Source organism: Marinococcus salis (assembly GCF_054971365.1).
Genome location: NZ_JBQOJB010000004.1, coordinates 145,585 through 170,761, shown reverse-complemented (window position 1 = coordinate 170,761; position 25,177 = coordinate 145,585). Strand labels below are relative to the sequence as shown.

The 25,177-nt window shown below is 49.3% G+C and carries 22 protein-coding genes and 1 other annotated feature; all 22 genes read left to right on the top strand.

Annotation, left to right across the window (positions count from 1 at the left end; genetic code table 11):
• Window positions 1-35: 35 nt before the first annotated feature.
• The 22 genes from ACTTK6_RS05695 (at window position 36) to ACTTK6_RS05590 (ending at window position 25,170) form a co-directional block, all read left to right on the top strand.
• Window positions 36-2,303, top strand: a complete 2,268-nt coding sequence (locus ACTTK6_RS05695) for a penicillin-binding protein (RefSeq protein ID WP_462832921.1) — start codon at window positions 36-38, stop codon at window positions 2,301-2,303.
• Between the two features lie 175 nt (window positions 2,304-2,478).
• Window positions 2,479-3,945 (top strand): UDP-N-acetylmuramoyl-L-alanyl-D-glutamate--2,6-diaminopimelate ligase, encoded by a 1,467-nt coding sequence (locus ACTTK6_RS05690; RefSeq protein WP_079476095.1) that lies wholly within the window; start codon window positions 2,479-2,481, stop codon window positions 3,943-3,945.
• A gap of 27 nt (window positions 3,946-3,972) precedes the next feature.
• Complete coding sequence (gene mraY / locus ACTTK6_RS05685; RefSeq protein ID WP_462832920.1) at window positions 3,973-4,944, top strand: phospho-N-acetylmuramoyl-pentapeptide-transferase; 972 nt, start codon at window positions 3,973-3,975, stop codon at window positions 4,942-4,944.
• On the top strand, window positions 4,944-6,299 hold the full coding sequence (gene murD / locus ACTTK6_RS05680) for a UDP-N-acetylmuramoyl-L-alanine--D-glutamate ligase (protein ID WP_462832919.1): 1,356 nt from the start codon (window positions 4,944-4,946) through the stop codon (window positions 6,297-6,299). Before mraY ends, murD begins: the two co-directional genes overlap by 1 nt.
• 160 nt (window positions 6,300-6,459) lie before the next feature.
• Window positions 6,460-7,380, top strand: coding sequence for a UDP-N-acetylmuramate dehydrogenase (gene murB, locus ACTTK6_RS05675; protein ID WP_462832918.1), 921 nt, complete (start codon window positions 6,460-6,462; stop codon window positions 7,378-7,380).
• Window positions 7,381-7,409: 29 nt separating this feature from the next.
• Entirely contained in the window at window positions 7,410-8,309 is a 900-nt protein-coding gene (locus ACTTK6_RS05670) for a cell division protein FtsQ/DivIB (protein ID WP_079476099.1), read from the top strand.
• A 211-nt stretch (window positions 8,310-8,520) separates the two neighbouring features.
• Window positions 8,521-9,849 (top strand): cell division protein FtsA, encoded by a 1,329-nt coding sequence (gene ftsA / locus ACTTK6_RS05665; RefSeq protein WP_079476100.1) that lies wholly within the window; start codon window positions 8,521-8,523, stop codon window positions 9,847-9,849.
• 42 nt (window positions 9,850-9,891) lie between these two features.
• A complete protein-coding gene (gene ftsZ, locus ACTTK6_RS05660) occupies window positions 9,892-11,067 on the top strand; it encodes a cell division protein FtsZ (RefSeq protein ID WP_079476101.1) in 1,176 nt (391 codons plus the stop codon).
• 125 nt (window positions 11,068-11,192) lie between these two features.
• On the top strand, window positions 11,193-12,002 hold the full coding sequence (gene pgeF, locus ACTTK6_RS05655) for a peptidoglycan editing factor PgeF (protein WP_462832917.1): 810 nt from the start codon (window positions 11,193-11,195) through the stop codon (window positions 12,000-12,002).
• An 18-nt stretch (window positions 12,003-12,020) separates the two neighbouring features.
• Entirely contained in the window at window positions 12,021-12,698 is a 678-nt protein-coding gene (locus ACTTK6_RS05650) for a YggS family pyridoxal phosphate-dependent enzyme (RefSeq protein ID WP_462832916.1), read from the top strand.
• Between the two features lie 60 nt (window positions 12,699-12,758).
• Complete coding sequence (locus tag ACTTK6_RS05645; protein ID WP_079476104.1) at window positions 12,759-13,187, top strand: cell division protein SepF; 429 nt, start codon at window positions 12,759-12,761, stop codon at window positions 13,185-13,187.
• Window positions 13,188-13,205: 18 nt separating this feature from the next.
• Window positions 13,206-13,478 carry a YggT family protein gene (locus tag ACTTK6_RS05640; RefSeq protein ID WP_022792702.1) on the top strand — a complete coding sequence of 91 codons (273 nt, stop codon included), beginning with the start codon at window positions 13,206-13,208 and terminating at the stop codon, window positions 13,476-13,478.
• A gap of 16 nt (window positions 13,479-13,494) precedes the next feature.
• On the top strand, window positions 13,495-14,283 hold the full coding sequence (locus tag ACTTK6_RS05635) for a YlmH family RNA-binding protein (protein WP_079476105.1): 789 nt from the start codon (window positions 13,495-13,497) through the stop codon (window positions 14,281-14,283).
• A 109-nt stretch (window positions 14,284-14,392) separates the two neighbouring features.
• Window positions 14,393-14,905, top strand: a complete 513-nt coding sequence (locus tag ACTTK6_RS05630) for a DivIVA domain-containing protein (protein WP_079476106.1) — start codon at window positions 14,393-14,395, stop codon at window positions 14,903-14,905.
• A gap of 37 nt (window positions 14,906-14,942) precedes the next feature.
• Window positions 14,943-15,174, top strand: a binding site (T-box leader).
• A 50-nt stretch (window positions 15,175-15,224) separates the two neighbouring features.
• Window positions 15,225-17,999: an isoleucine--tRNA ligase gene (gene ileS / locus ACTTK6_RS05625; protein ID WP_462832915.1), complete on the top strand. Its 2,775-nt coding sequence runs from the start codon at window positions 15,225-15,227 to the stop codon at window positions 17,997-17,999.
• Between the two features lie 147 nt (window positions 18,000-18,146).
• Complete coding sequence (gene lspA, locus ACTTK6_RS05620; protein WP_462832914.1) at window positions 18,147-18,644, top strand: signal peptidase II; 498 nt, start codon at window positions 18,147-18,149, stop codon at window positions 18,642-18,644.
• Complete coding sequence (locus tag ACTTK6_RS05615) at window positions 18,625-19,527, top strand: RluA family pseudouridine synthase (protein WP_079476108.1); 903 nt, start codon at window positions 18,625-18,627, stop codon at window positions 19,525-19,527. The genes lspA and ACTTK6_RS05615 overlap by 20 nt, the downstream gene beginning before the upstream one ends.
• Before the next feature lie 217 nt (window positions 19,528-19,744).
• On the top strand, window positions 19,745-20,281 hold the full coding sequence (pyrR, locus tag ACTTK6_RS05610) for a bifunctional pyr operon transcriptional regulator/uracil phosphoribosyltransferase PyrR (protein WP_269845147.1): 537 nt from the start codon (window positions 19,745-19,747) through the stop codon (window positions 20,279-20,281).
• 92 nt (window positions 20,282-20,373) lie between these two features.
• Window positions 20,374-21,705 carry a solute carrier family 23 protein gene (locus tag ACTTK6_RS05605; RefSeq protein WP_462832912.1) on the top strand — a complete coding sequence of 444 codons (1,332 nt, stop codon included), beginning with the start codon at window positions 20,374-20,376 and terminating at the stop codon, window positions 21,703-21,705.
• 200 nt (window positions 21,706-21,905) lie between these two features.
• Window positions 21,906-22,805: an aspartate carbamoyltransferase catalytic subunit gene (locus ACTTK6_RS05600; RefSeq protein ID WP_079477027.1), complete on the top strand. Its 900-nt coding sequence runs from the start codon at window positions 21,906-21,908 to the stop codon at window positions 22,803-22,805.
• Window positions 22,802-24,085: a dihydroorotase gene (locus tag ACTTK6_RS05595; protein WP_462832911.1), complete on the top strand. Its 1,284-nt coding sequence runs from the start codon at window positions 22,802-22,804 to the stop codon at window positions 24,083-24,085. The genes ACTTK6_RS05600 and ACTTK6_RS05595 overlap by 4 nt, the downstream gene beginning before the upstream one ends.
• A complete protein-coding gene (locus tag ACTTK6_RS05590; RefSeq protein ID WP_462832910.1) occupies window positions 24,082-25,170 on the top strand; it encodes a carbamoyl phosphate synthase small subunit in 1,089 nt (362 codons plus the stop codon). The genes ACTTK6_RS05595 and ACTTK6_RS05590 overlap by 4 nt, the downstream gene beginning before the upstream one ends.
• Window positions 25,171-25,177 lie beyond the last annotated feature (7 nt).

Sequence of the window (25,177 nt, the reverse complement as noted above, 5' to 3'; positions counted from 1 at the left end):
TACATGTAAAAACTCAGGTGGTGAACGTTCTCAGCATGAAGAAATTGAAAAGTACGAAAGTGCGGGCGCTCCTATTGGTCCTTGCTGTCTCTATTTTTTTCCTTATTTTCACGGGCCGCATGGTCTATATTCAAGTGGGAAAAACGGTAGAGGGCAATGACCTGGCAAGTATGGCAGACTCCAGGTATACTACAACTGAAACCGTCGAGGCGAAGCGGGGGACTATTTTCGATAAGAAGGGCGAACCGCTGGCAGAACAGGTGCCATCCTATTCGGTTTATGCAGTGCTCGATGAATCCTACGATGATCACGTGAAAAATCCAGCTAAAGTAGCTGAAAAACTCGGTCCATTGATCGGCATGGAAGCAGCAGAGCTGAAAGAAATGCTCAACCGCGACCAATATCAGGTGGAACTCGGTTCAGGAAGCAAGTATTTAACGTTATCTGAAAGAGAAGAAATTGAACAGCTTGGCCTCGCAGGCATACATTTTCGTGAAGAGCCGACGCGTTATTATCCAAACCAGACGTTTGCAAGTCATGTCCTTGGCTACATGAGCCGGGATATGTCAGAAGCTCACATGGGGCTCGAAGCCGGGTTAAATGAAGAATTGACCGGTAAAGACGGCACGAGAACAGAATCGGAAGAGAATGCTCTTCTTGACGAAGATGAGACAACGACGAACACAGCTAAAGATGGCAAAGACGTTTACCTGACACTGGATGGCAATATTCAAAGCGTGCTTGAACAGTCGATGTCAGAGGTGGAAGAAAACTACAATCCAAACAAAATGATGGGCGTTGTGGCAGACGCAGACAGCGGTGAAATCCTCGGAATGAGCAACCGGCCGAGCTTCAACCCGAATGAATATGAAGAAATCGAAAATTATACCAATTATGCTGTGTCCGACCAGTTTGAGCCCGGCTCGACGATGAAAATCTTTACGCTGGCTGCTGCGATTGATAAAGGCGTCTTTGAAGGCAAAGATACTTATGAATCCGGCACATATAACGTGTCCGGAGAAACGATCCGGGATCATAACAACGGGGAAGGCTGGGGCGAAATCACTTATAATGAAGGGCTCCGCCGTTCTTCGAACGTAGCATTTATGAGAATTGCGCTTGAAATTCTGCCTGAAGGAGCCCTATTTAATTATCTGGAAAAATTCGGATTCGGCCAGGAAACCGGGATTGATCTCCCGAATGAGGCGGACGGGGCGTTAGCGGAAGAAACGCCATTAAACGTTGGTATAACAGCCTTTGGGCAGGCGTCTACAGTCACTCCTATTCAAATGATTCAGGGGGCCACTGCCATCGCTAATGATGGCAAAATGATGCAGCCTTATGTGATCGATCATATTGAAAACCCGAACAACAACGAAACAACGTATGAATCCGAGCCCAAAGTAGCAGGAAAGCCGATCAGTAAGAAAGCGGCTAAAAAGACAAGGGAAAAGCTGCAAACCGTTATTGAAGGTGAACATGGCACTGGGGCTCCGTATCAGATTGATGGAGTCGAGGTTGCAGGAAAAACTGGTACAGCCCAGATCTCTGACCCTGAGGGAGGAGGATATCTGAGTGGAGAAAACCAAAACATTTTTTCCTTCATTGGTATGGCCCCGGTGGACGATCCGGAAATTATTGTTTATGTTGTTGTGGACCGTCCGGAGCTGGAGCCGACAGAAACTGGCTCTGATGCCGTGAGTGCTATTTTTAATCCGGTGATGCAGCAGAGCCTTTCATACATGAACCTTACCCCTTCGGATGTTGAAGACAACAAGGCGTATGAAGAATCTGGCATTGAATTTGAAAACTACACTGGGAAGTCAGTAAAAAAGGCTAAAAAAGCCGCTAAGAAAGCCGGTCTCGAGCCGGTAGTCATCGGCAGCGGAAATCAGGTCGAAAATCAGATCCCGACAAAGACAGAGCGCCTGATTGTAGGTGAAAAAGTAATCTTCCTGACGAACGGCCAGAAAAGCATTCCGGACGTCAGTGGATGGTCCCTCCGGGAGATCCAGCGTCTCGAAAAACTGCTGGAGGTCGATATAACGGCAAACGGTTCGGGCTATGTCAGCACCCAATCGGTTGCTCCGGGGACGGCCGTAAGCGCTGCTGAAAAAATGGAAGTGGAGCTGGTGCCTCCGGACGAGCTGCAGAACGCCGAGACAGAGCAGCCGGCAGAAGAAGAAAATGCTGAAGAAAATGAAAACGATGAAGTGCAGCCGGAAGAGGCTTCTCCCCAGGAAACAGAGGGAAGCTCCGGGGAAGAACAGCCAGAAGAAAGTGAAGCACCAGCAGAAAACTAATGACGATTGTCCCATGACATGCTTGATTGTTCACATTAGAATGAGTGGGGTGTACGCAGAGGACTTTTTTCGTTCTCTGCGTGCATGTTCATTAAAAGACACCCGGGAAGGGCGAAACACATTTTTTCTATAATTAGTGGTAAACACTTGCTCCGGATAGAAAAGAGGCACGGAAATGAAATATATTACAGATATTATTCCAAGCATAATGGTGCGGCTTGAACGCGAAGATAAAGAAATAGAAAGTTTACATATGGATTCCAGGGAAGTCACCCCAAATGGTCTGTTTTTTTGTATTGAAGGAACAAAAGTCGACGGCCACGATTTTGCCTCCCAGGCAGTAAATAACGGAGCTGCAGCGGTAATAGCTGAACGGCATGTGGATGTTGAAGCGCCGGTGTGGCTCGTAAAAGATACGCAGAAAGTGATGGCCTACGCTGCGGATCATTTTTACGATCATCCTACAAAAGATGTTCGTGTAATAGGTATTACTGGAACGAATGGTAAAACGACTACCAGTCATTTAGTCGAATCCATCCTGAACGAAGAGCAGACAAAGACAGGTTTAATCGGCACAATGTATGCCAAAATTGGAAGTGAGTCCATAGAGACAAATAACACGACACCCGAATCTCTCGAGCTGCAGCAGCTGTTTGCCGGTATGAGGGACAAAGAGGTGAAAAGCTGCGTGATGGAAGTGTCGTCTCATGCCCTGCAGATGGGACGCGTACGAGGCGTACAGTTTCGTACAGCAGTTTTTACGAATCTTTCCCAGGACCATCTGGACTACCACGGATCGATGGAAAGCTACAGAAATGCGAAAGGCCTTCTGTTTTCCCAGTTAGGCAACAGCTTTGCAGGAGAGCTGAGTACAGCAGTTTTAAATGGTGACGACGCAGCTTCCGCTTACTTCGAAGCAGTAACCACAGTGCCAGTACTTACGTACGGTCTCAGTGAAAATAATGATATTTACGCTGAGAATATAAACACGACAGGGAGCAAAACATCCTTTACGCTGCATACTCCTTGGGGCAGCACCGAAGTGGAATATCCACTGCTTGGAAAGTTCAATGTGTACAATGCTCTTGCAGCTATTGCTGCCTGTATTGCAGAAAATGTATCAGTCACAAGTATCGTGGATGGACTGAAACATGCCCCGGGGGTAAGCGGCAGGTTTGAAGCTGTAGAAGCCGGGCAGGAAAGTACGATTGTCGTTGATTATGCGCACACTCCAGGCGGACTTGAAAATGTAGTCCAAACAGCCCGGGAGATGACTGAAGGACGTCTTTATGCCGTAATAGGCTGCGGGGGCGACAGAGATAAAGAAAAAAGGCCGAAGATGGCAGCTGTTGCGGAAAAGTTCAGCGATATGGTGATCCTTACCTCAGACAATCCGCGTTCAGAAGACCCGGTTAGCATATTAGAGCAGATGGAAGCAGGATTTACCGGGAAGACATATGAAATAATCGAAGACCGCGAAAAGGCGATCGAACGTGCCGTATTCCTGGCAGGAGCCGGAGACACCGTGCTCATTGCAGGCAAAGGGCATGAAACGTACCAGATAGTAGGAGATCAAACTTTGCCATTTGATGACCGCAAAGTAGCAAAAGAAGCAGTCAGAAAAAATAATAAACAGGCGTAGCGTTTCATACTGAAAGGAGCTCCCTTAATGGGTTTTGCAGCTTTAATAGTAACAATAGTTTCATTTACCATATGTGCGGTGTCGGCACCGTTGCTTATTCCCGCTTTAAAACGGCTGAAATTTGGCCAGAGCATAAGAGAAATGGGGCCGGCCTCTCATCAGAAAAAAGGCGGTACCCCGACGATGGGAGGTGTAATGATCATTGCGGGGCTTTTAGCCACCGCTCTCATCGTTCTGCCACTTTTTGTCGGATACACCACGGAAATATGGCTCCTCTTACTTGTGACTGTAGGATTCGGCATCCTTGGATTTTTGGATGATTTCATTAAGATTGTGATGAAGCGAAATCTGGGACTTACAAGTATACAGAAGCTGGTTGGCCAGATTGTTATTGCATTTATCTTTTTTATTGTATTGTACACCGGCACGTTTGATACAAGCGTAGCTGTGCCGGGGACGGGGTGGTCGCTCGAATTTGGCTGGGCTTATTTCTTTCTTATTATTGTCATGCTCGTCGGAGCTTCTAATGCCGTAAATCTGACGGACGGGCTGGACGGGCTGTTGGCCGGTACTGGAACGATGGCATTTGCAGCCTACGCCCTGGTTGCTTTTTCGCTTGGGTACATGGATATCGGATTGTTTTCGTTTGCAGTGGTAGGCAGCCTGCTTGGCTTCTTAATCTTCAATAAATACCCGGCAAAGATTTTTATGGGAGATACTGGTTCTCTGGCACTCGGAGGAGCGATTGCTGCTGTGGCAATTTTGACAAAAACCGAACTGACATTGATTGTGATCGGCCTCGTATTTGTTTTGGAGACACTAAGCGTTATTATCCAGGTGATGTCATACAAATTAAGAGGAAAAAAAGTATTTAAAATGAGCCCGGTTCATCATCATTTTGAACTATCAGGCTGGTCGGAATGGCAGGTCGTTACTGCTTTTTGGGTAGTAGGCGCTGCTGCCGGGCTGTCCGGGGTCGCATTAGAGGTGTTTTTATAATGGATCGCTTAGAAGAATATAAAGGAAAAAAAGTACTGATAGTAGGTCTGGCTAAAAGCGGACTGGCGGCTGCAAAGCTACTGCATCGTTCCGGCGCAGAGGTAACAGTGAATGACGGGAAAGAAGCGGTGAAAGAAGATGCCTCGCTGCAGGAGATTGAAAATCTTGGAATACGGTTGGTTACAGGAGACCACCCGCTTTCCTTGCTTGATGAACCGTTTTCGGTCATTGTTAAAAACCCTGGTATTCCTTACCATCACCCATTTATTGAAAAAGCCGTGGAAAAAAATTTCAATATTATTACGGAGATTGAGCTTGCGGCAGCGCTTTGTGAAGGAACAATGGTGGCCATTACAGGCTCAAACGGGAAAACAACCACCACTTCATTAATCCAGGCTATTTTCAAAAAGGACCACAGGGAAGCGGCTGTAGCTGGTAATATTGGGAAGGTGGCGTGTGAAGTAGCTCCTCAGATCAAAAAGAACCAGATTATGGTTACAGAGGTCTCGAGCTTTCAGCTGAAAGGAATACAGCAGTTCCGTCCCAAGGTTGGCGTACTGTTAAATATTTTTGATGCCCACCTGGATTATCACGGGTCACGGAATGATTACGAGCAGTCCAAAGCGAAGCTCTTTCAAAACATGACGAAAGAAGATGCAGCGGTCTATAATTATGACCAGAAAGAAGTTAAGCGAATTGCAGAGCGTTCCGGCGCAGCGCTCGTACCCTTTTCAACTTCCTCAGTTTGTGAAGGCGGAGCATACATTAAAGACGGTATGTTTTATTTTAAAACGGAGCCGGTAATGGCTCTGGACCGTGCCTCTCTGCCCGGGGCGCACAATAAAGAGAACATGCTCGCGGCTATTGCATCAGCAAAAGTACTGGGGGCTTCCAATGAAGCTATTGAATCGGCGTTATCTGATTTTCACGGCATCGAGCACCGTCTCGAATTTAGTGGAATCGTGAATGGGCGTAAAATTTATAACGATTCCAAAGCTACAAACATGCTCTCTACCCAAAAAGCAATTGAAGCTTTTGAAGAGCCGGTAGTACTGCTCGCTGGAGGACTCGACCGTGGTAATACCTTTGATGAGCTGATAGATTCTTTTCAAAAAATCAAAGCAATAGTCGCATATGGCCAGACGAGAGATAAACTAGCGGCCTCTGCACAGGAAGCAGGAGTAACTGAAATTCACCGTACAGAATTTTTGGAAGATGCTGTGGATAAAGGCTTTCAGCTCTCTGAAAGTGGGGACGTGCTATTGCTTTCCCCTGCCTGTGCAAGCTGGGATCAGTTCCAGACGTTTGAAGAACGCGGCCGGACATTTATAGAATGCGTCGGAAAGTACAGGTGAGAAGGAGTGCGGGTTTGCTCCACTCCTGAAGCCACCTTCGTAAGGTGGCTTCAGGAATGGATCGAAATGATGCATTCGTTAAAAGAGAGTATATAAAAACAAAAATGTGATGAATCCAGGGAACCTGAAATAAATGAATAAGAAAACAGGAGGGGATTACATGGGACAAGAGGCGGAATCAGCGTGGGACTTTGAAGACTTTGGAAAAGTAATGAAAGATGAACCACTGGAAAAGCATACGACCTGGAAGATTGGAGGTCCGGCAGATTGGCTGATTGAGCCGACAAGCGTAGAAGAGCTGACGAACGCGATGAAATGGATTCAGGAAGAACGCCTGCCATGGCGTGCTATCGGCCGGGGCTCAAACCTGCTGGTGGATGATGAAGGCATTGAAGGGGTAGTGTTGAAATTTGGCACAAAGCTCGCCAATATGGAAAATGATAACGGTACAGTTACTGTGGAAGCGGGTTATCCTTTAGTACGGCTTGCTACAATTCTAAGCAGAGACGGATACGGAGGCATGGAATTTGCCGGAGGGATCCCGGGGAGTGTGGGCGGTGCAGTATTTATGAATGCTGGGGCCCATGGCTCTGACATGTCGAAGGTTCTGACGGAAGCTCTAATCTTATTTCCAGATGGCACAATGGAGTGGATACCAAATAAGGAAATGGGATTTGCCTACCGCACCTCAAGGCTCCAGTCGGACAAAGGCATATGTGTTGCTGCCAGATTGAAGCTTGAACAGGGCGAAAAGGATGTCATTTTTAAGGAAATGCAGGACTACAAAGAGTACAGAAGAGAGACGCAGCCGTGGGCCTACCCTTGCGCCGGAAGCGTATTTCGAAACCCTCTTCCGGACCATGCCGGGGAGCTTATTGAAAACATTGGGCTAAAAGGGCACGTGATTGGCGGGGCGCAGATATCAGAGCTGCATGCGAACTTTATTGTCAACATAGGGAACGCCAAAGCATCTGATGTGCTTGCTTTAATTGAAAAAGCCCGGTCCTCCGTTAAAGATGCTTACGGCATTGACCTCGAGACCGAAGTGGAAATCGTAAAAAGAAGATCAGCCGATAGCTGATACGCGAGGGAATAGAGGAGGACTGCGGTGTGAGGAAGCCAAATGATGGCAAGCTGGTCTCGCTCGAAGAACACCATCCCAGTTTAAAAGAGCAGCGCCGGCAAAAATCTCGACGGCGGCTGTTCATCTATCTGGCTGTGTTTTTTATTCTGATTGGGCTGGTTATCTATTTTCAATCTCCGTTAAGTCATATCCGTAGTATTGAAACGAGTGGATCCCATTTTACAGAGAAGCAGGCTATTAAAGAAGAGAGCGGGGTCCAGGTCGGTACGAATATTTGGGAAATGGACAGAAACGTGATTAAAAATAATGTAGAACAACTGCCGGAAGTCGAAGAAGCAGAAGTGTCAAGATCTTGGCCAGCGACCGTAAATATTGAAGTTACTGAGTATGAAAAAGTTGCCTACACCCAGGCAGAAGGAGCTTACGCCCCAGTGCTTGAAAACGGCCATACGCTGACAGAAAAGGTAAACAAGGAGCTTCCCGCCGATGCGCCGCTTTTGCAGAATTTTAATAATGAAGACAGACTCGGAGCATTTGCTGAAGAGCTTGGTAAACTTGGCGAGGGGGTAACCAACCGGATTTCAGAAGTGTATTTCGAGCCTTCTGAGAGTAATGAAGACAATATCACTCTTTATATGAATGATGGTCTGGAGGTACGCAGCTCTGTATCAGATTTTGCAGAATACATGGGATCGTATCCATCTATTGCAAGAAACATTGAGGCCGGCCAGGATGGAGTGCTTTACATGATGAGAGCGCCGTACTTTAAAGCAACAGAATCGGAAGAAGGATCTGTGCAAGGAAATGAAGGGACACAGGAAGTTCCTGAGGAGAGTTTTATCGAAGGAAACAATACTCCTGAGGGAGCAGAAGGAAGTTCTTCTGAATCAGAAGAAAACAATAGTGGTAATGAAGCTGAACGATAAAAGAATGAATATTGTTTGAAAATTGCCTTTTCCATTGAAGATAGTTGTTGTAGACTGAAAAGAAGGCGTATTTCTCTTAACTCACCCAAAAATACTGCCATATATTATTAATGGAAGCGCAACCGGAAACATTCTGTTGCGTATGGAATTATAAAAGATGTAATAGCTATAACGTTGAAGCGAAAATAGATCTATAAGGGGGTGCCCAACCTTGAACAGTGAAAATTTGTATGTCAGTCTTGATGTCGGCACATCGTCTGTCCGAGCGATTATCGGAGATATGAGCGGTGGCGCCTTGAAAATTATTGGAGTCGGCCGGGCGCCGTCTATCGGTATGAGAAAAGGCGCGATCGTCGATATCGATGAAACGGTTAAAGCGATTAAAGAGGCTGTAGACCAGGCTGAACGAATGGTTGATCTGGAAGTAAAGCAAGTCATTGTAGGAATTAACGGCAATCAAGTGGAAATGCGGGCATGTAATGGAATCGTGGCTGTATCAAGCACAGACCGCGAGATTCAGGATGAGGATGTAGAAAGGGTCATTGACGCAGCGCATGTAATGAGTATACCGCCTGACAGAGAAATTATTGATATCATTCCAGCCCAGTTTATTGTAGACGGAATGGACGGAATTAAAGACCCGCGTGGCATGCTCGGCACCCGCCTGGAAATGGAAGGGACTATTATTACAGGAGCTAAAACCGCTTTACATAACCTACTACGCTGTGTGGAGCGAGCAGGACTGGAAATCGCAGATATTGTATTGCAGCCGTTGGCTTCAGGGAGTGTAGCCGTATCAAAGGACGAGCGTTCTCTTGGCGTTGCATTAATTGATATTGGCGGCGGCTCAACCACGGTTTCTGTGTTTCAGGAAGGGCAGCTCCAGACAATGTCCTTTCTTCCGATCGGCGGCAGCCATATCTCCAACGATATTTCTGTAGGCATCAGAACGACTGCAGAAGAAGCGGAGCGCTTGAAGCTTGAGCATGGCCACGCCTTTATCGATGACGCTTCGGATGATTTGTCATTTTCGATTCAGACGCTTGGCAACAACGACCAGAAAAAATTCACGCAGCTCGAACTCGCAGAGATAATCGAGCCAAGAATGGAAGAAATTCTTACATTAGTACAGCAGGAGATCTCCCGCATGGGTTATCATGATCTGCCCGGCGGTTACGTGTTAACCGGAGGGGCAGTCATGATGCCGGGAACGCTTGAGCTTGCCCAGGACATTTGGAAACAGCATGTCCGTCTTGCCATGCCGGACTACATCGGTGTCCGTGAGCCAACGTACACCGCAAGCATTGGCTTGATTGAATTTGCATATAAAAGCATGAAGGTTCATAGTGGGGAGGAGTCCGTTGTAGCCGCAGGACGCTCTGAGAAATACGCTGAATCAGACCGTCCGGCTTCAGCAGGAGACTCTAATTACCGCAATGGTTCAAGCACGCGCCAGCAAAACCGGACAAAGGAAAAAGATCCGGAAGAGCCTGGGTTTAAAGAGCGGATGCGAAGCGTATTTAAATCTTTCTTTGAATAATTAAGTAACGATGGATAAAACGACTATATAGGAGGACCACATATGTTGGAATTTGAAATGGATATGGACCAGCTAGCCCAGATTAAAGTCATCGGTGTCGGCGGGGGCGGTTCGAACGCTGTGAATCGTATGATCGAGAACGGTTTACAGGGAGTCGAATTTATTGCTGTAAACACAGACGCCCAGGCGTTAAAATTATCAGAGGCAGAAACAAAGCTTCAACTAGGCGGGAAATTGACTAGAGGCCTTGGCGCCGGCGCGAACCCGGAGATCGGGAAAAAGGCTGCGGAAGAAAGTAAAGAACAGCTCGAGGAAGCGCTGACTGGTGCCGATATGGTATTTATCACAGCTGGCATGGGCGGAGGCACAGGTACTGGTGCGGCTCCGGTGATTGCTGAAGTAGCTAAAGAAATCGGGGCTTTGACAGTAGGTGTCGTTACACGCCCGTTTACGTTTGAAGGCAAGAAGCGTGCAGTGCAGTCCTCCAATGGCATTTCTTCCCTGAAAGAGAAAGTGGACACGTTGATTGTAATTCCAAACGACCGTCTGCTTGAAATCGTAGATAAAAGCACACCAATGCTTGAGGCGTTCCGTGAAGCGGACAACGTTCTCCGCCAGGGTGTACAGGGCATTAGTGACCTGATCGCGGTGCCGGGTCTTATCAACCTGGATTTCGCTGACGTAAAAACCATCATGAGTGAAAAAGGTTCTGCGCTGATGGGAATTGGTATTTCCACTGGAGAGAACCGGGCCGTGGAAGCAGCAAAGAAAGCCATTTCAAGCCCGCTGCTTGAAACATCTGTGGAAGGCGCCCAGGGCGTTCTGATGAACATCACCGGCGGCTCCAACCTGAGTCTGTTTGAAGTGCACGAAGCTGCTGAGATTGTATCTGAAGCTTCGGATACAGATGTTAATATGATCTTCGGCTCAGTGATTAACGAAAACCTGAAAGATGAGATCGTCGTTACTGTTATTGCGACCGGCTTTCAGGATAGTGAAGATCAGCGGAGCGCGCAGGGAACACGCGGCGGCGGCCGACAGACTGTTTCCCGGCAGCAGCCGTCAAGACAACAGGCTCCGCAGCAGCCACAGCAGCCTGCGCCTCAACAGGAATGGAAGGAAGAGCCTGTTTCTGAAAACGAATCGTCCAGAGAGGGACAGGAGGAAGACGAAGGACTCGATATTCCAACATTTCTGCGCAACCGGCGCCGCCGCTAAAGCGGGGCAGGCGATAGAAGAAAAAAGCGGGCCGGACACGGCCCGCTTTTCTTCGCTGGAGCACACGGATAATAAAGCGATGAGTTTTGTGCAAACCGATCAATAAGCAGAAAGGGCATGATGGCATGAAGCACGAGCCGTTTCATCTTTTAACAAACGGCATTCTTCAGCTGGAAACGAAAAGTCCAGCAGTGGCCGCCGGTTTTACCACCAGAACAGATGGCATAGGAAAGCCGCCTTATGAAAGTCGGAATACGGCTTTCCATGTAGGGGAAGACAATAATATCACTATAAATAATCGCATGATCACTGCCAGGCATATTAACCGCCCGTTATCTACGTGGATTGCCGAGGAGCAGGTCCACGGCAGCCGGATTGTGGAAGTGGGCCAAAGCGATGCAGGCAAAGGCAGTGAGCAAAGAGAGACCGCTGTGGCGGAAGCTGACGGCCTAATTACGCAATCGAAGGACGTTACGCTTGTGAGCTTTTATGCTGATTGTGTACCTCTGTTCTTTTATACAGAGAGCTCTGCAGTGGCCGGGCTGGCCCACGCCGGGTGGAAAGGAACTGCAGCGGACATCGGCGGAGAAATGGTACGTGCTTTTATAGAGAAGGGAGTCCCGGTGGAGCAGATGTATGCTGCCATTGGGCCGTCGATATCCGGAGCCAACTATGAGGTAAATGAAGCAGTCATCCAATCTTTTCAGGATAAAGAAGTTTTTTTATACCATAAGCCGTGGATTCAAAAGGCAAACGGCCGGTATGAGCTTGACCTAAAGATTGCTAACAGGCTTCTGCTTGAACGTGCAGGAATAGCTCCCGAACGTATTGCTGTCAGCCGTTACTGTACTTACGCTGAGGAAGAGCTGTTTTTCTCCCATCGCCGTGAAAACGGGAAAACTGGACGAATGATGAGTTATATCTATATTATATAGGCAGGGAGGATGCTGCACTTGAACACTGTGGAATCCAACTGGAAAGCGATAAAACGTAATATCGGCCGTGCCTGCGAAGCCTCCGGCCGGGACCCGGGGGAGGTAACATGCATTGCTGTTACAAAGTATGTCTCCCCGGAGCGCGCGGTAGAGGCAGTGAACGCCGGAATAACCAATTTAGGGGAAAACCGTGTGGAAGGAGCACTTGAAAAATACGAAGCTGTTTCCGGCCGGGCGGACATTCATTTTATCGGTACCCTCCAATCAAAAAAAGCAAAAAAAATTATCGGTAAATGTGCATACATTCATTCACTCGACCGCTGGAGCCTGGCAGAAGAAATCAACAAACGGTCCGAAGAAACAGTTACCGAATGCTTCGTGCAGGTGAATGTTTCGGGAGAAGAAAGCAAAGCAGGGCTTTCCCCGGAAAAGGTGGAACCGTTCATTGAATCGCTGATGAAACTGCCCCGGCTCCGAATCGTAGGATTAATGACGCTCGCCCCATTTGAAGAGGATGCTGAACGAACCCGGCCGGTTTTCCGGCAGATGAATGAGTTGCGCGGACACATTCAGGAAAAAAGCTGGGCTCATGCGCCCTGCAGTTATTTGTCTATGGGAATGTCCAACGATTATATGGTAGCTGTTGAAGAAGGCGCTACTCATATCCGGCTCGGCACTTCGCTTGTAGGTGAATAAAAGACTCCGGCGTTAAGTAACAAAGCAGCCGGTATCTCTGTGTAAAAAGGAGAGGAGAAGATGAGTTTGCGTTCGAAGTTCCGGCGTTTTTTTGAAATGGACGACGATGTTGTCGAACAGGAAGTTCCTCTTTCTGAAGAAGAGCAATATGCCCAGCATGAAAACAAGCAGGGGGCGGCGCCAAGCAACGTGGTGAGCCTGCAGAGTGTGCAGAAGTCCTCGAAGGTGATGCTCTTGGAGCCGCGCAGCTACGAGGAAGTACAGGATATTGCCGATCACCTGTGCAGCCGGAAAGCAGTGATCATCAATCTGCAGCGGGTGCCAAAGGATCAGGGCCGGCGCATCGTTGATTTTCTAAGCGGTACTGTTTATGCTATCGGCGGGGATATTCAGAAGGTTGGCAGCCAGATCTTTTTCTGTGCGCCGGAAAATGTAGATATTTCGGGCGCTATTACAGAAATCATTTCAGAACGGGATGAGCACTATTAAAAAGAAAGGGGAGGGATTATGCAGCTTATAGGTTCTTTGTTGATCAGTTTAATCAGTATTTACCGTATTGTTTTAATTGTTTATATTTTCATGTCCTGGTTCCCAAATGCGAGAGAATCTACGATCGGCCAGTTTATCGGCTCGATTTGCGAACCATATTTGGAGCCGTTCCGCCGATTTATTCCACCGCTCGGCCCGCTTGATATTTCACCAATTGTGGCCATCATTGTACTCTTTTTTGCAGAATCAGGCATACGGGCGCTGTTTTTTAATGCCGGTGCGTTGTTTTAATTGAGGTGAATAAAACATGAATATGCTCGAACACTTCCGTCCAGAAGAAAGGGCCTGGGTGGAACAGGCAGCGGACTGGAAAGAAGCAGTCGAAACCAGCTTTGAAAGACGGCTGACCGATTTTCTCGATCCGCGGGAGCGGGATATTTTAGCTTCAGTTATCGGCAAAGACGAGACCGTCTACTATGCGTTTGCCGGGGGGAGCGATGATGCTGAGCGAAAACGGGCGTTAATTTATCCGTTTTATGAACAGCCGGAGCAGGAGGATTTTCAGCTGATATTGTTTGAGATCTCTTATCCGCAGAAATTCGCTTCCCTTGAGCATAAAGATGTGCTCGGGGCACTGATGGGCATTGGATTAAAACGGGAAAAGTTCGGTGATATCCTGGAAGGGGAGGGGCGCTTTCAATTCGTGGCAGCTGCTGAAGTCCGCAGCTATATCGAGCTGAACCTCCCGAAAATTGCCAATGTCTCCGTGACGCCGGTGGAAAAGCCGTTTTCCGCTATGCTTCCAATAGAAGAAGAGTGGGTGGAACGCGAAACGACGGTCTCTTCGCTTCGGCTTGATACGTTTATGGCAGAAGCGTACCGGCTTTCAAGAAGCAAAACGCTGCCGTTCATCGAAAAAGCGAAAGTGCGCGTGAACTGGAAGAAGGTTGAACAATCCTCTTACGTCCTGCACCCCGGGGACTATGTTTCGGTACGAGGGCTTGGCCGCTCCAAATTGATGGAGGTGCTGGGACGCACCAAAAAAGATAAGCAGCGGATAGTATACGGGGTTAAGGAACAGAAAAGAAAAAAATAATCTTTTTTGTTTTAAAAGAAGGAACTGCCTTTTTTGCCGCGAATGTAGAAAAAGGCAGCAGGCTCTCGGGCCTTTATACATACTTGAATAGGAGAAAGGGTGAACGATTTTGCCTTTAACACCACTGGATATTCATAATAAGGAATTCACAAGAGGTTTCCGGGGATACGATGAAGATGAAGTGAATGACTTTTTAAAACAGTTGATTAAGGATTTTGAAGATGTCATCCGCGAACGTGATGAGATGTACGAACGTACGAAAGAGCTGGAGGACCGGATTAATCACTTCTCCAATATCGAAGAAACTCTGAACAAATCAATATATGTAGCCCAGGAATCAGCAGAAGAAGTGCGGAAAAACGCCCGTAAAGAAGGTGAACTGACGGTGAAGGAAGCAGAAAAAAATGCGGACCGGATCGTCAACGAAGCATTGAACAAATCCCGCCGCATTGAGCTTGAAATTGAAGAGCTGAAAAAACAGGCTTCTGTTTACCAGACCAAGTTTAAAATGCTTCTGGAAGCACAGATGGAGATGCTTCATTCGGATGAATGGCTGAATCTTTCTGAAGAAGAAGCCGCAGAGGCAGAAGTTTATGCAGGCGACGGCGAACGGCTTGACTAACACCGGCAACTAGATTATACTTTTGCATTATCATATTCGACAAACGTTGAAGGGGAGCAGGCAGTAATGTACCGGTCTCAGCGATCTGCGGTTGGTGAAAGCGCAGAACCAGGGCATTTTTGTTATCACCCCGGAGTTCCTTAACTGAACAAAAAAGTAAGTTAAGGCGGCTTTTGAAAAGCCGTTATTGCCAATGAAGAGACGAGCAGGGAGCTGTATGGCTTCCTGCGCTCATCAGGGTGGTACCGCGAGTCATTCTCGCCCCTATGCACGGGGGCTCAGGATGGCTCTTTTTAATGTAATAAAGGAGGAAACGGAAATGAGTTATAAAGAATCACTGCTAATGCCAAAAACCAAATTTCCCATGCGCGGCAATCTGCCGAATAAAGAACCGGAGCGCCAGAAAACATGGAACGAGCAGGGCATTTATGAACGGGTACAAGCACGCACCCAGGACCGGCCGCTGTTTGTGCTCCACGATGGCCCTCCGTATGCCAACGGGGACATCCATATGGGCCATGCCCTGAATAAAGTACTCAAGGATTTTATCGTCCGCTACAAATCGATGACGGGCTACCATGCTCCCTACGTGCCGGGCTGGGATGTTCACGGCCTTCCGATAGAAACAGCATTGACGAAAAATAAAAAAGTGGACCGAAAAAAAATGACAACAGCTGAATTTCGCGCCGCCTGTGAAGAATATGCGGAGAAGCAAATTGACCGTCAGCGCGAACAGTTCAAACGTCTTGGAGTAAGAGGCGATTGGGAAAACCCGTATGTGACAATGAATCATGAATACGAAGCCCAACAGATCCAGGTATTTGGGGAGATGGCCAAACGGGGCCATATTTATAAAGGCAAAAAACCGGTCTACTGGTCGCCGTCTTCGGAATCGGCCCTGGCAGAAGCAGAGATCGAATACCACGATATGCGCTCTCCGTCTATTTATGTTTCGTTTGCGGTTAAGGACGGCAAGGACGTACTTGAAGGCGATGAAAAGTTTATCATCTGGACTACGACGCCGTGGACTATACCTGCCAATCTGGCGATCACGGTACACCCCGAGCTTGATTACGTCGTGGTTCGAGCGGGCGGCGAAAAGTATGTTGTGGCTGAAGGGCTCCTGGAGGAGCTTGAACAGAAGCTCGAATGGGACGGCTATGAAATTACAAAACGTATGAAGGGCCGTGACCTTGAGTATGTGATGGCTGAGCACCCTATTTATGGCCGGGACTCTCTCGTTATTCTCGGCGACCACGTAACGCTGGACGCCGGTACCGGCTGCGTGCACACAGCTCCGGGCCACGGGGAAGAAGACTTTATTGTAGGCCAGCAGTACGGGCTTGACACGCTCTGTCCTGTAGACGACAAAGGGGTGTTTACTGAGGAGGCGCCTGGGTTTGAAGGTCTCTTTTATGATAAAGCGAACAAAGCGATCACGGATAACCTGGACCAGCTCGGAGCGCTGTTGCAGCTGAACTTCTTCAGCCACTCCTATCCGCATGACTGGAGAACGAAAAAGCCGGTCATTTACCGGGCGACTGATCAGTGGTTTGCTTCGATCGAGAATATTCGCGGAGAGCTTTTAGATGAAATCAGCCACGTGACATGGACGCCTGCCTGGGGCGAAACGCGCCTGTATAATATGGTGCGGGACCGGGGCGACTGGTGTATATCCAGACAGCGTGCCTGGGGTGTGCCGATCCCGGTCTTTTACGCCGAGGACGAAGAAGCGATCATTAACGATGAAACTATCCAGCACGTCTCCGAGCTGTTCCGCACCCATGGTTCCAACGTATGGTTTGAGTGGGAGACGGCGGAGCTCCTGCCGGAAGGATTCACCTCGGACCATAGCCCAAATGGCAGCTTTACACGGGAAATGGATATCATGGACGTATGGTTTGACAGCGGCTCCTCGCATCAATCAGTGCTTGAGGCATCTCCGCTTCTGCAGCGTCCGGCTGATATGTATCTCGAAGGCTCTGATCAATACCGCGGCTGGTTTAATTCTTCTCTTACAACGAGCGTTGCGGTCACCGGAAAATCGCCATACCGGTCATTGCTGAGTCACGGCTTTACGATGGACGGGGAAGGCAAAAAAATGAGTAAATCGCTCGGTAACACAATTTCGCCCAATGACATCACAAAGCAGCTCGGGGCGGATATTCTCCGGCTTTGGGTGTCGAGTGTTGATTATCAGGCGGATCACCGGCTGTCGGACAACATCTTAAAGCAAATCGCTGAAGCATACCGTAAAATCCGTAATACATTCCGGTTTATGCTCGGGAACCTGAGTGATTTTGATCCGGAAAAACACCGGATTTCGCCATCGGACTGGAGCGAGCTTGACCAGTATATGCACCTGCGTCTGCAGGATTTAATCACAAAAATCCGGGCCGGCTATGAAGAGTATCAGTTCGTCAATGTCTATCAGACGTTTCACAATTTCTGTACCGTCGACCTGAGCTCATTTTATCTCGATATTGCCAAGGATACGCTTTATGTTGAGCATGAAGACGACGTCCGCCGACGGGCGATCCAGACAGTACTGTATGACACCTTAACTGCCCTCGTACAGATGGCTGCCCCAATTATCCCGCATACGGCCGAAGAGGTATGGGAGTTTATCCCTCAGACAGAAGCAGACAGCGTGCAGCTGACGGACATGCCGCAGGCAGACCGTTCTGCAGAGGACGAAGCGCTCCGGCGAAAATGGGATCGTCTCATGGATGTCCGGGACGATGTGTTGAAGGCGCTGGAGACAGCGAGGGGAGAAAAAGTGATTGGCAAGTCGCTTGAAGCCTCGGTTGACATTTATGCAGACGGGGAAGTTAAAGACATGCTTCAGAGCGTAACCCGCTTAAAGACGCTCTTTATTGTGTCGAAAGCGGAAGTCGCCGGCTCAGCATCCGAAGCTCCGGCAGAAGCGTCGAAGCTTGATGAAGTAAGCGTTGTTGTAGGAGCAGCGGAGGGTGAACGCTGCGAACGCTGCTGGGAAGTAACCGAAACAGTAGGAGAAGACCCGGCTTACCCGGATCTGTGCAGCCGCTGTGCTTCGGTAATGCATCAGAAAGAAAACGTTAATCAATCCTAATACGGGAGCCCCCTGATTATAAAGGGGGCTTTTTTTTATGCAAAGCAAAAGGCGGAAGGTTCCTTCGGGGCGCTGTTCGCACCCGTGAATATGTGCTAAAATGCTAAGGGTGGAACGCACTCCGTAAGAGAGGATGAAAGAGGCTGTATGAAAATTATTAAATGGCATTACCTGCTGGCTGCGCTGATTGTTATTTTCGACCAGGCAACCAAATACATAGTAGCTGCCTCCATGCGTGTTGGAGAAAGCTTTGAAATTGTCCCATCCTTTCTATATTTGACCTCTCACCGGAACGAAGGAGCGGCCTTTGGCATCCTGCAGGGCCAGCGCTGGTTTTTTATACTTATTACGATTGTCGTGATAGCGGTGGTAGTGTATTACCTGCAGCAATATGGAACGCTCTCATTTACCTTTGGTATCCCGCTGGCACTCGTTCTGGGAGGAGCTATTGGAAATTTCATTGACCGTATTTTATTTGGAGAAGTAGTCGATTTTGTTGATGTTTACCTGTTTGCCTACAATTACCCAATTTTCAATGTTGCGGATGCTGCCCTCACAGTAGGTGTAGCATGGTTGATTATTGGCATGTTTTTAGACGAAAGATCACGAAAGAAGGAAGAAACACATGAATTCACGAACCGTTAATGAAGAAGAACAGGGCACAAGAGTTGACCGTCTAATGGCAGACGAGCTGGAAGAGTCCCGCTCAGTTGTACAGCAGTGGGTCAAAGACGGCTGGATTACGGTCAATGACAGCCGGGTCAAAAACAATTACAAGCTCCAGGCCGGGGATCGAATCGATGTTAGTGTACCAAAAGAAAGTCATGAAGAGATGACTCCTGAAGAAATGGAGCTTGACGTACGTTATGAGGACGACGATGTAGTGGTAATTTATAAACCGGCAGGGATGGTCGTGCACCCGGCCCCTGGTCACCTCCGCGGCACATTAATGAATGGACTTCTGCACCGCTATCCGGAGTGGCAGAATTATCCTGAAGCCCGGGCTGGGCTGATTCATCGCCTGGATAAAGATACCTCGGGTCTGCTGATAGCAGCCAAGCATCCTGAAGCTTACGAGCAATTATCGAATCAGATGAAAAACCGAAAAATTGAGCGTAAATACAAGGCGATTGTGCACGGAGAAGTACCACATGAAACCGGAAAAATCGACATGCCGATCGGGCGCGATCCTCATGACCGACAGAAAATGGCGGCTGTAAGAGAAAACTCCAAGCCGGCGGTGACTCATTTCCAAGTGCTTCAATGGTGGCACAAATATACGTTTGTGGAATGTGAGCTCGAAACTGGCCGCATGCACCAGATCCGGGTACATTTTGCCCAGATCGGCCATCCGGTTGCAGCTGATCCAAAGTATGGACGCCGGAAAACCCTGGCTTTGCCGGGACAGGCACTTCATGCTTACCGCCTCCGCTTCGAGCACCCTGTCAGCGGAAAATGGATCGAAGTGGAAGCTGAACTGCCACAGGAAATACAGGCAGCGATTGATGAACTTGACAAAACCAGTTGACCGCACAGAAAAAGACTGTCATACTACGTAATAACGATAAAAACGAATGCCTTTTTAACACAGTCCCGTGAGGCTGAGAAGAGGTGGTGTCCGAACGCAAAATTCCTAAGGGCGGCGTATGTATATACCCGGCCTGTAATGGCGCGTATCCGGAGCCTCAAGCCCTCATCCTCACAGGATGAGGGCTTTTTCATTGAAGAAAAGGAGGATGGTGCAGATGGAACGGGTGCTTTTGGATGAACAAGCGATCCGGAGAGCGTTGACGAGAGTGTCACATGAAATTATTGAACGGAATAAAGGCGTGGAAGACTGTATCCTGGTCGGGATAAAAACGCGGGGGATTTACATTGCCAACCGGCTCGCAGAGAGCATCGAACGGATTGAAGGAAATGCCATACCGATTGGCGAAGTGGACATTACGATGTACCGCGACGATTTATCCCACAATAATAACAGCCGGGAGCCGGAGCTCCACGGAGCAACACTCCCCGAGGACGTCACCGGTAAGACAGTAATACTCGTGGACGACGTGTTATACACTGGACGAACGGTACGGGCAGCGATGGACGCTATGATGGACAGCGGACGGCCAGCACAGATTCAGCTGGCGGTACTTGTGGACCGGGGCCACCGGGAGCTGCCGGTACGCCCGGATTACATTGGTAAAAACGTGCCGACATCGCGCGAAGAAATTATCGCCGTTAATATGGCAGAAGAAGACGGTGAAGATCAGGTTAGTATCCACTCGGCATAAGATCAGTTCTCTTTAATTTGGACCCGTGAGTTCAAGAAGGGATGAGACGAAAGCGTTTCTTCCCTCCATGCCAATACTAATGGAGGTTTATCATGAAAAATAGTGAAGATATCCATATTCAGACCCGCCCGGCACCGGCCACCTGGCTGATTCTTAGCCTGCAGCATCTGTTCGCCATGTTTGGATCGACAATACTAGTGCCGGCGCTTACGGGACTCAGTCCCGCGGTAGCGCTGGTCTCGAGCGGCCTTGGAACACTCGCCTATCTGGCGATTACCAAAGGACAAATACCGGCCTATCTTGGTTCATCATTTGCATTTATCTTCCCGATTATTGCTGCTTTATCCATCGGAGGCCCGGGGGGTGTGATGCTTGGGTCGTTTGCTGCGGGACTTGTTTACGGAATTACGGCGCTGATTATACGCAAAGCCGGTGTAGGCTGGCTGATGAATATTCTTCCGCCGGTAGTAGTCGGTCCGGTCATTATGGTCATCGGTCTTGGCCTTGCGACGACAGCAATCGAAATGTCGATGAACTACAACGCAGACACCGGAAACTACAATGAACCGATGCGCCATATGAGCGTCGCTGCTGTGACACTTGCGATTGTCATTGTCGCTTCCGTGTTTTTCCGGGGATTTTTCAGGATTATTCCGGTGCTGTTTGGCATCATCGGCGGCTACATGACGGCGCTTGCTGCCGGAATGGTAAACACAGAAGCTATCGGGGAGGCCGCCTGGATTCAGGTGCCGGATTTCTCGGTACCTTTTGCGACATACAGCCCGGACTGGAGCTGGAGTGTCATCGCCATCATGGCACCAATTGCGCTGGTAACAATTGCTGAACACATCGGCGACCAGCTCGTGTTAAGCAAGGTAGCAGAGAAAAACTTTCTGGAGTCACCAGGGCTCCATCGTTCCATTATGGGAGATGGTGTAGCCACTATGTTTGCCGCGGTGCTTGGCGGGCCGCCAAACACGACATACGGGGAAAACATCGGCGTGCTTGCCATCACCCGCGTATTCAGTGTATATGTCATCGGCGGAGCGGCGGTACTTGCCATCAGCTTCGGATTTATCGGAAAGGTGGAGGCCTTTATCGCAAGCATTCCAGGAGCCGTAATGGGCGGCGTTTCTATTCTGCTCTTTGGCATTATTGCCTCGAACGGGCTCCGGATGCTGATTGATAATAATATTGATCTTGGCATTAAGCGGAACCTGATTATCAGCTCAGTCATTCTGGTGACTGGTATTGGAGGAGCGTTCATCGAAATTGGGGAATACTTTGAGATTTCGAGCATGGCGCTTGCAACAGTGATTGGGATGATTTTGCATGCAGTGCTTCCGGGGAAAAAGGACTCCTACGGCAACCGGTCAATGTTTGAATCCGCAAGTACGTCCACATCAAAAAATAAGGCAGCTTAATCATCCTTTAAGGAAGTACAGAGAGACATCCAAGGTTGAACGGCATGAAAACACTCCCGGCAGCAGTGTATCCTGCGCGGGGCGTTTCATCATACCCGTAAACCTGGAGTCTTTCCGACTCCGGGTTTTTTTATGAAGGACGAGAGCATTGAAAAGGAGCGGAAACAATGATGAGTATGAAAACTTCAAAAACGGCAGTCGTGCAGCATGTGCTGACCATGGAAGAGTGGAATGTGCGCCAGATCCACGAATTGTTGACGCGAGCGAACGAGTTCGCAGACATGAAACGGGAGCGGACGACCCTTCCTTTATACGCGGCGAATTTGTTTTTTGAACCGAGTACCCGGACGAAGCTCAGTTTTGAAGCGGCCGAGCAAAACCTTGGTCTTGGGATTCTGCATTTTGACGCTGCAACTTCAAGCGTAAAAAAAGGAGAGAGCCTGTACGACACGGTACGCACGTTGGAAAGCATTGGTGCGGATGTGGTGGTTATCCGTCATGAGCAGGAACGGTACTTCGATGAGCTTCGGGACTTTATTAACATTCCCATCATTAACGGAGGGGACGGCTGCGGGCATCACCCAACCCAGTCTTTTCTGGATTTAATGACTATTCAGCAGGAGTTTGGCAGGTTTGCCGGAGTAAAGGTCGTCATCGCTGGAGACATCCGGCACAGCCGGGTCGCCCGTTCAAACGTAGAGGTATTGGAGCGCCTCGGAGCGAAAGTATACGTATCGGGGCCAAAGGAATGGATGGATGAAGCCATGAGCAGCCGCTTTATACCGATGGATGAAGCAGTGGAGGTGGCGGACGTCATGATGATGCTCCGCATACAGCATGAGCGCCACACGGTTCAGCTGATAGCCGGGCCAAACGATTATCACGAAGCTTACGGGCTCACCGTAGAGCGAACGCAGCGGATGAAGGATAAAAGTATTATTATGCACCCGGCTCCAATCAACCGGGGCGTGGAAATAGCAGACGAGCTCGTGGAGGGCAGCCGCTCGAGAATTTTCAAGCAGATGACTAACGGCGTATATGTTCGCATGGCTGTGCTTGATCACGTTTTAAGGCAGGCAAAAGGAGGAGATTGGAAATGAATGGATGGATAATTAACGCACAGGTGTTTACCCCACAGGAAACGATCGAATCCCGTGATGTGCTGATTGAAAACGGACGTATTCAGGAAACAGGCCGTGCACCTGAGGAAGCGGAAGTGGTGGTTGACGCGAAAGGGTGCCTGCTCGCTCCAGGCCTGGTCGACGTACACGTGCATCTCCGCGAGCCGGGAGGCGAGCACAAAGAAACCATTTATTCAGGTACGCAGGCAGCGGCCAAAGGCGGTTTCACTACGGTGTGCCCGATGCCCAATACGTACCCGGTGCCCGACTCTGCCGGAAAGCTTGATCTGCTGTATGAGCGCATTGAAGCCACGGCTGCTGTCCGTGTTCATCCGTATGCTTCCATTACGGAGAAACAGGAAGGCAGAAAACGAACGAACATGAAAACGCTGAAGGAGCACGGGGCCTTTGCTTTTACGGATGACGGAGTGGGCGTGCAGGACGCCTCTGTCATGTATGAAGCTATGCTCGAAGCGGCAGCGCTTAACATGCCGGTGGTAGCACACTGTGAAGAAAACACCCTTGTTTATGGTGGCAGCGTGCACGCCGGCAGGTTTGCAGAAAAGAACGGACTCCAGGGCATACCGGCGATAGCTGAATCGGTGCATATTGCACGCGATATTTTGCTTGCTGAAGCGGCCGGCTGCCATTATCACGTATGTCACGTAAGCACGAAGGAATCCGTGCGGCTGATTCGCGATGCCAAACGCGCGGGTATTCACGTAACGGCTGAAGTGACGCCGCATCATCTGCTACTGAGCGAAGATGACATCCCGGAGGTGGATACAAACTATAAAATGAATCCGCCGCTGCGTTCCCGGGGTGACCGGCAGGCGCTGCTTGAAGCCTGGCTCGATGGCACCATTGATTTTATAGCGACCGATCATGCGCCTCACGCAGCAGAAGAAAAAGCACGGCCGATAGGCGAAGCACCGTTTGGTATTACGGGATTTGAAACAGCTTTTCCGCTTTTATATAACGAACTGGTTTTAAACGGAGTGTGCACCCTGGAACATCTGCTTGCCTCAATGACCGGACGGCCGGCCAGGGTGTTTGGCCTGTCTGCCGGCACGCTTTCTGCCGGCGCTTTTGCAGACCTGACGCTCATTGATCTGGAGCACGAAGAGGCAGTCGACCCCGGCCAGTTTGTATCCAAGGGAAAAAACACACCGTTTACCGGCTGGAAGCTTAAAGGTTGGCCGGTACTTACAATCGTAAATGGACAAACCGTGTATCAAAAGAAAGAGGTGCAAAAATGAAGCGGAAATTAATATTGGAAAATGGGGCTGTTTTTCACGGGGAAGGTATTGGAAGCGAACGGGAAACTGTGGGAGAAGTTGTGTTTAATACCGGCATGACCGGCTATCAGGAAATTTTATCCGACCCGTCCTACTGCGATCAGCTAGTGACGCTGACGTATCCGCTGATCGGCAATTACGGCATTAACCGTGACGATTTTGAAACGATGCATCCTTCTGCCGGCGGGTTGATCATCAAAGAAGCAGCTTCACACCCGAGCAATTTCCGAAGCATCGGAACGCTCAGCGAATGGCTCAAAGAAAAAGACATTCCAGGGCTGTGCGGCATTGATACACGCCGCCTTACCAAAATGATCCGGACTGCCGGTACACTGCGGGGCAGGCTGTGTACGGAAGAAGTAGATGAAGAGGAAGCTGTCCGTGAGCTGCAGCAGTGGATCGACCCCCGGGATCAGGTGTCCCGGGTCAGTACAAAAAATGCCTACCATGCGCCGGGCAACGGCAAACGGGTAGTACTGATGGACTACGGCGCCAAGCACGGCATTACCCGAAATCTGCTCAGCCGCGGCTGTGACGTATTTGTACTGCCATACAACGCCACAGCGAAAGAAGTGCTTGCCCTGAATCCGGACGGGGTGATGCTCAGTAACGGTCCCGGGGACCCTGAAGATGTACCTGAGGCGGTAGAGACGCTCCGGAGCCTGGTCGGGGAAGTGCCGGTGTTTGGCATCTGCCTCGGGCACCAGTTGTTAAGCCTTGCCTGCGGGGCCACCTCGTCCAAGCTTAAATTCGGCCACCGCGGTGGTAATCATCCAGTTAAACAAGTGAAAACCGGCCGGGTCGACATCACCTCCCAGAACCACGGTTACACCGTAGACCGGGATTCGCTGATGGGAACAGACCTCGTCCTGACGCACGTCAACGTTAATGACGGCACCGTAGAAGGCGTCGAGCACCGCGAATATCCGGCCTTCAGCGTTCAGTACCATCCGGAGGCCTGCCCGGGGCCGAGCGATGCGAACGACCTTTTTGATCAGTTTGTCCGCTTGATGAACCGCTACGAAAAAGTACCTACTCGCATATAAAAGGGGA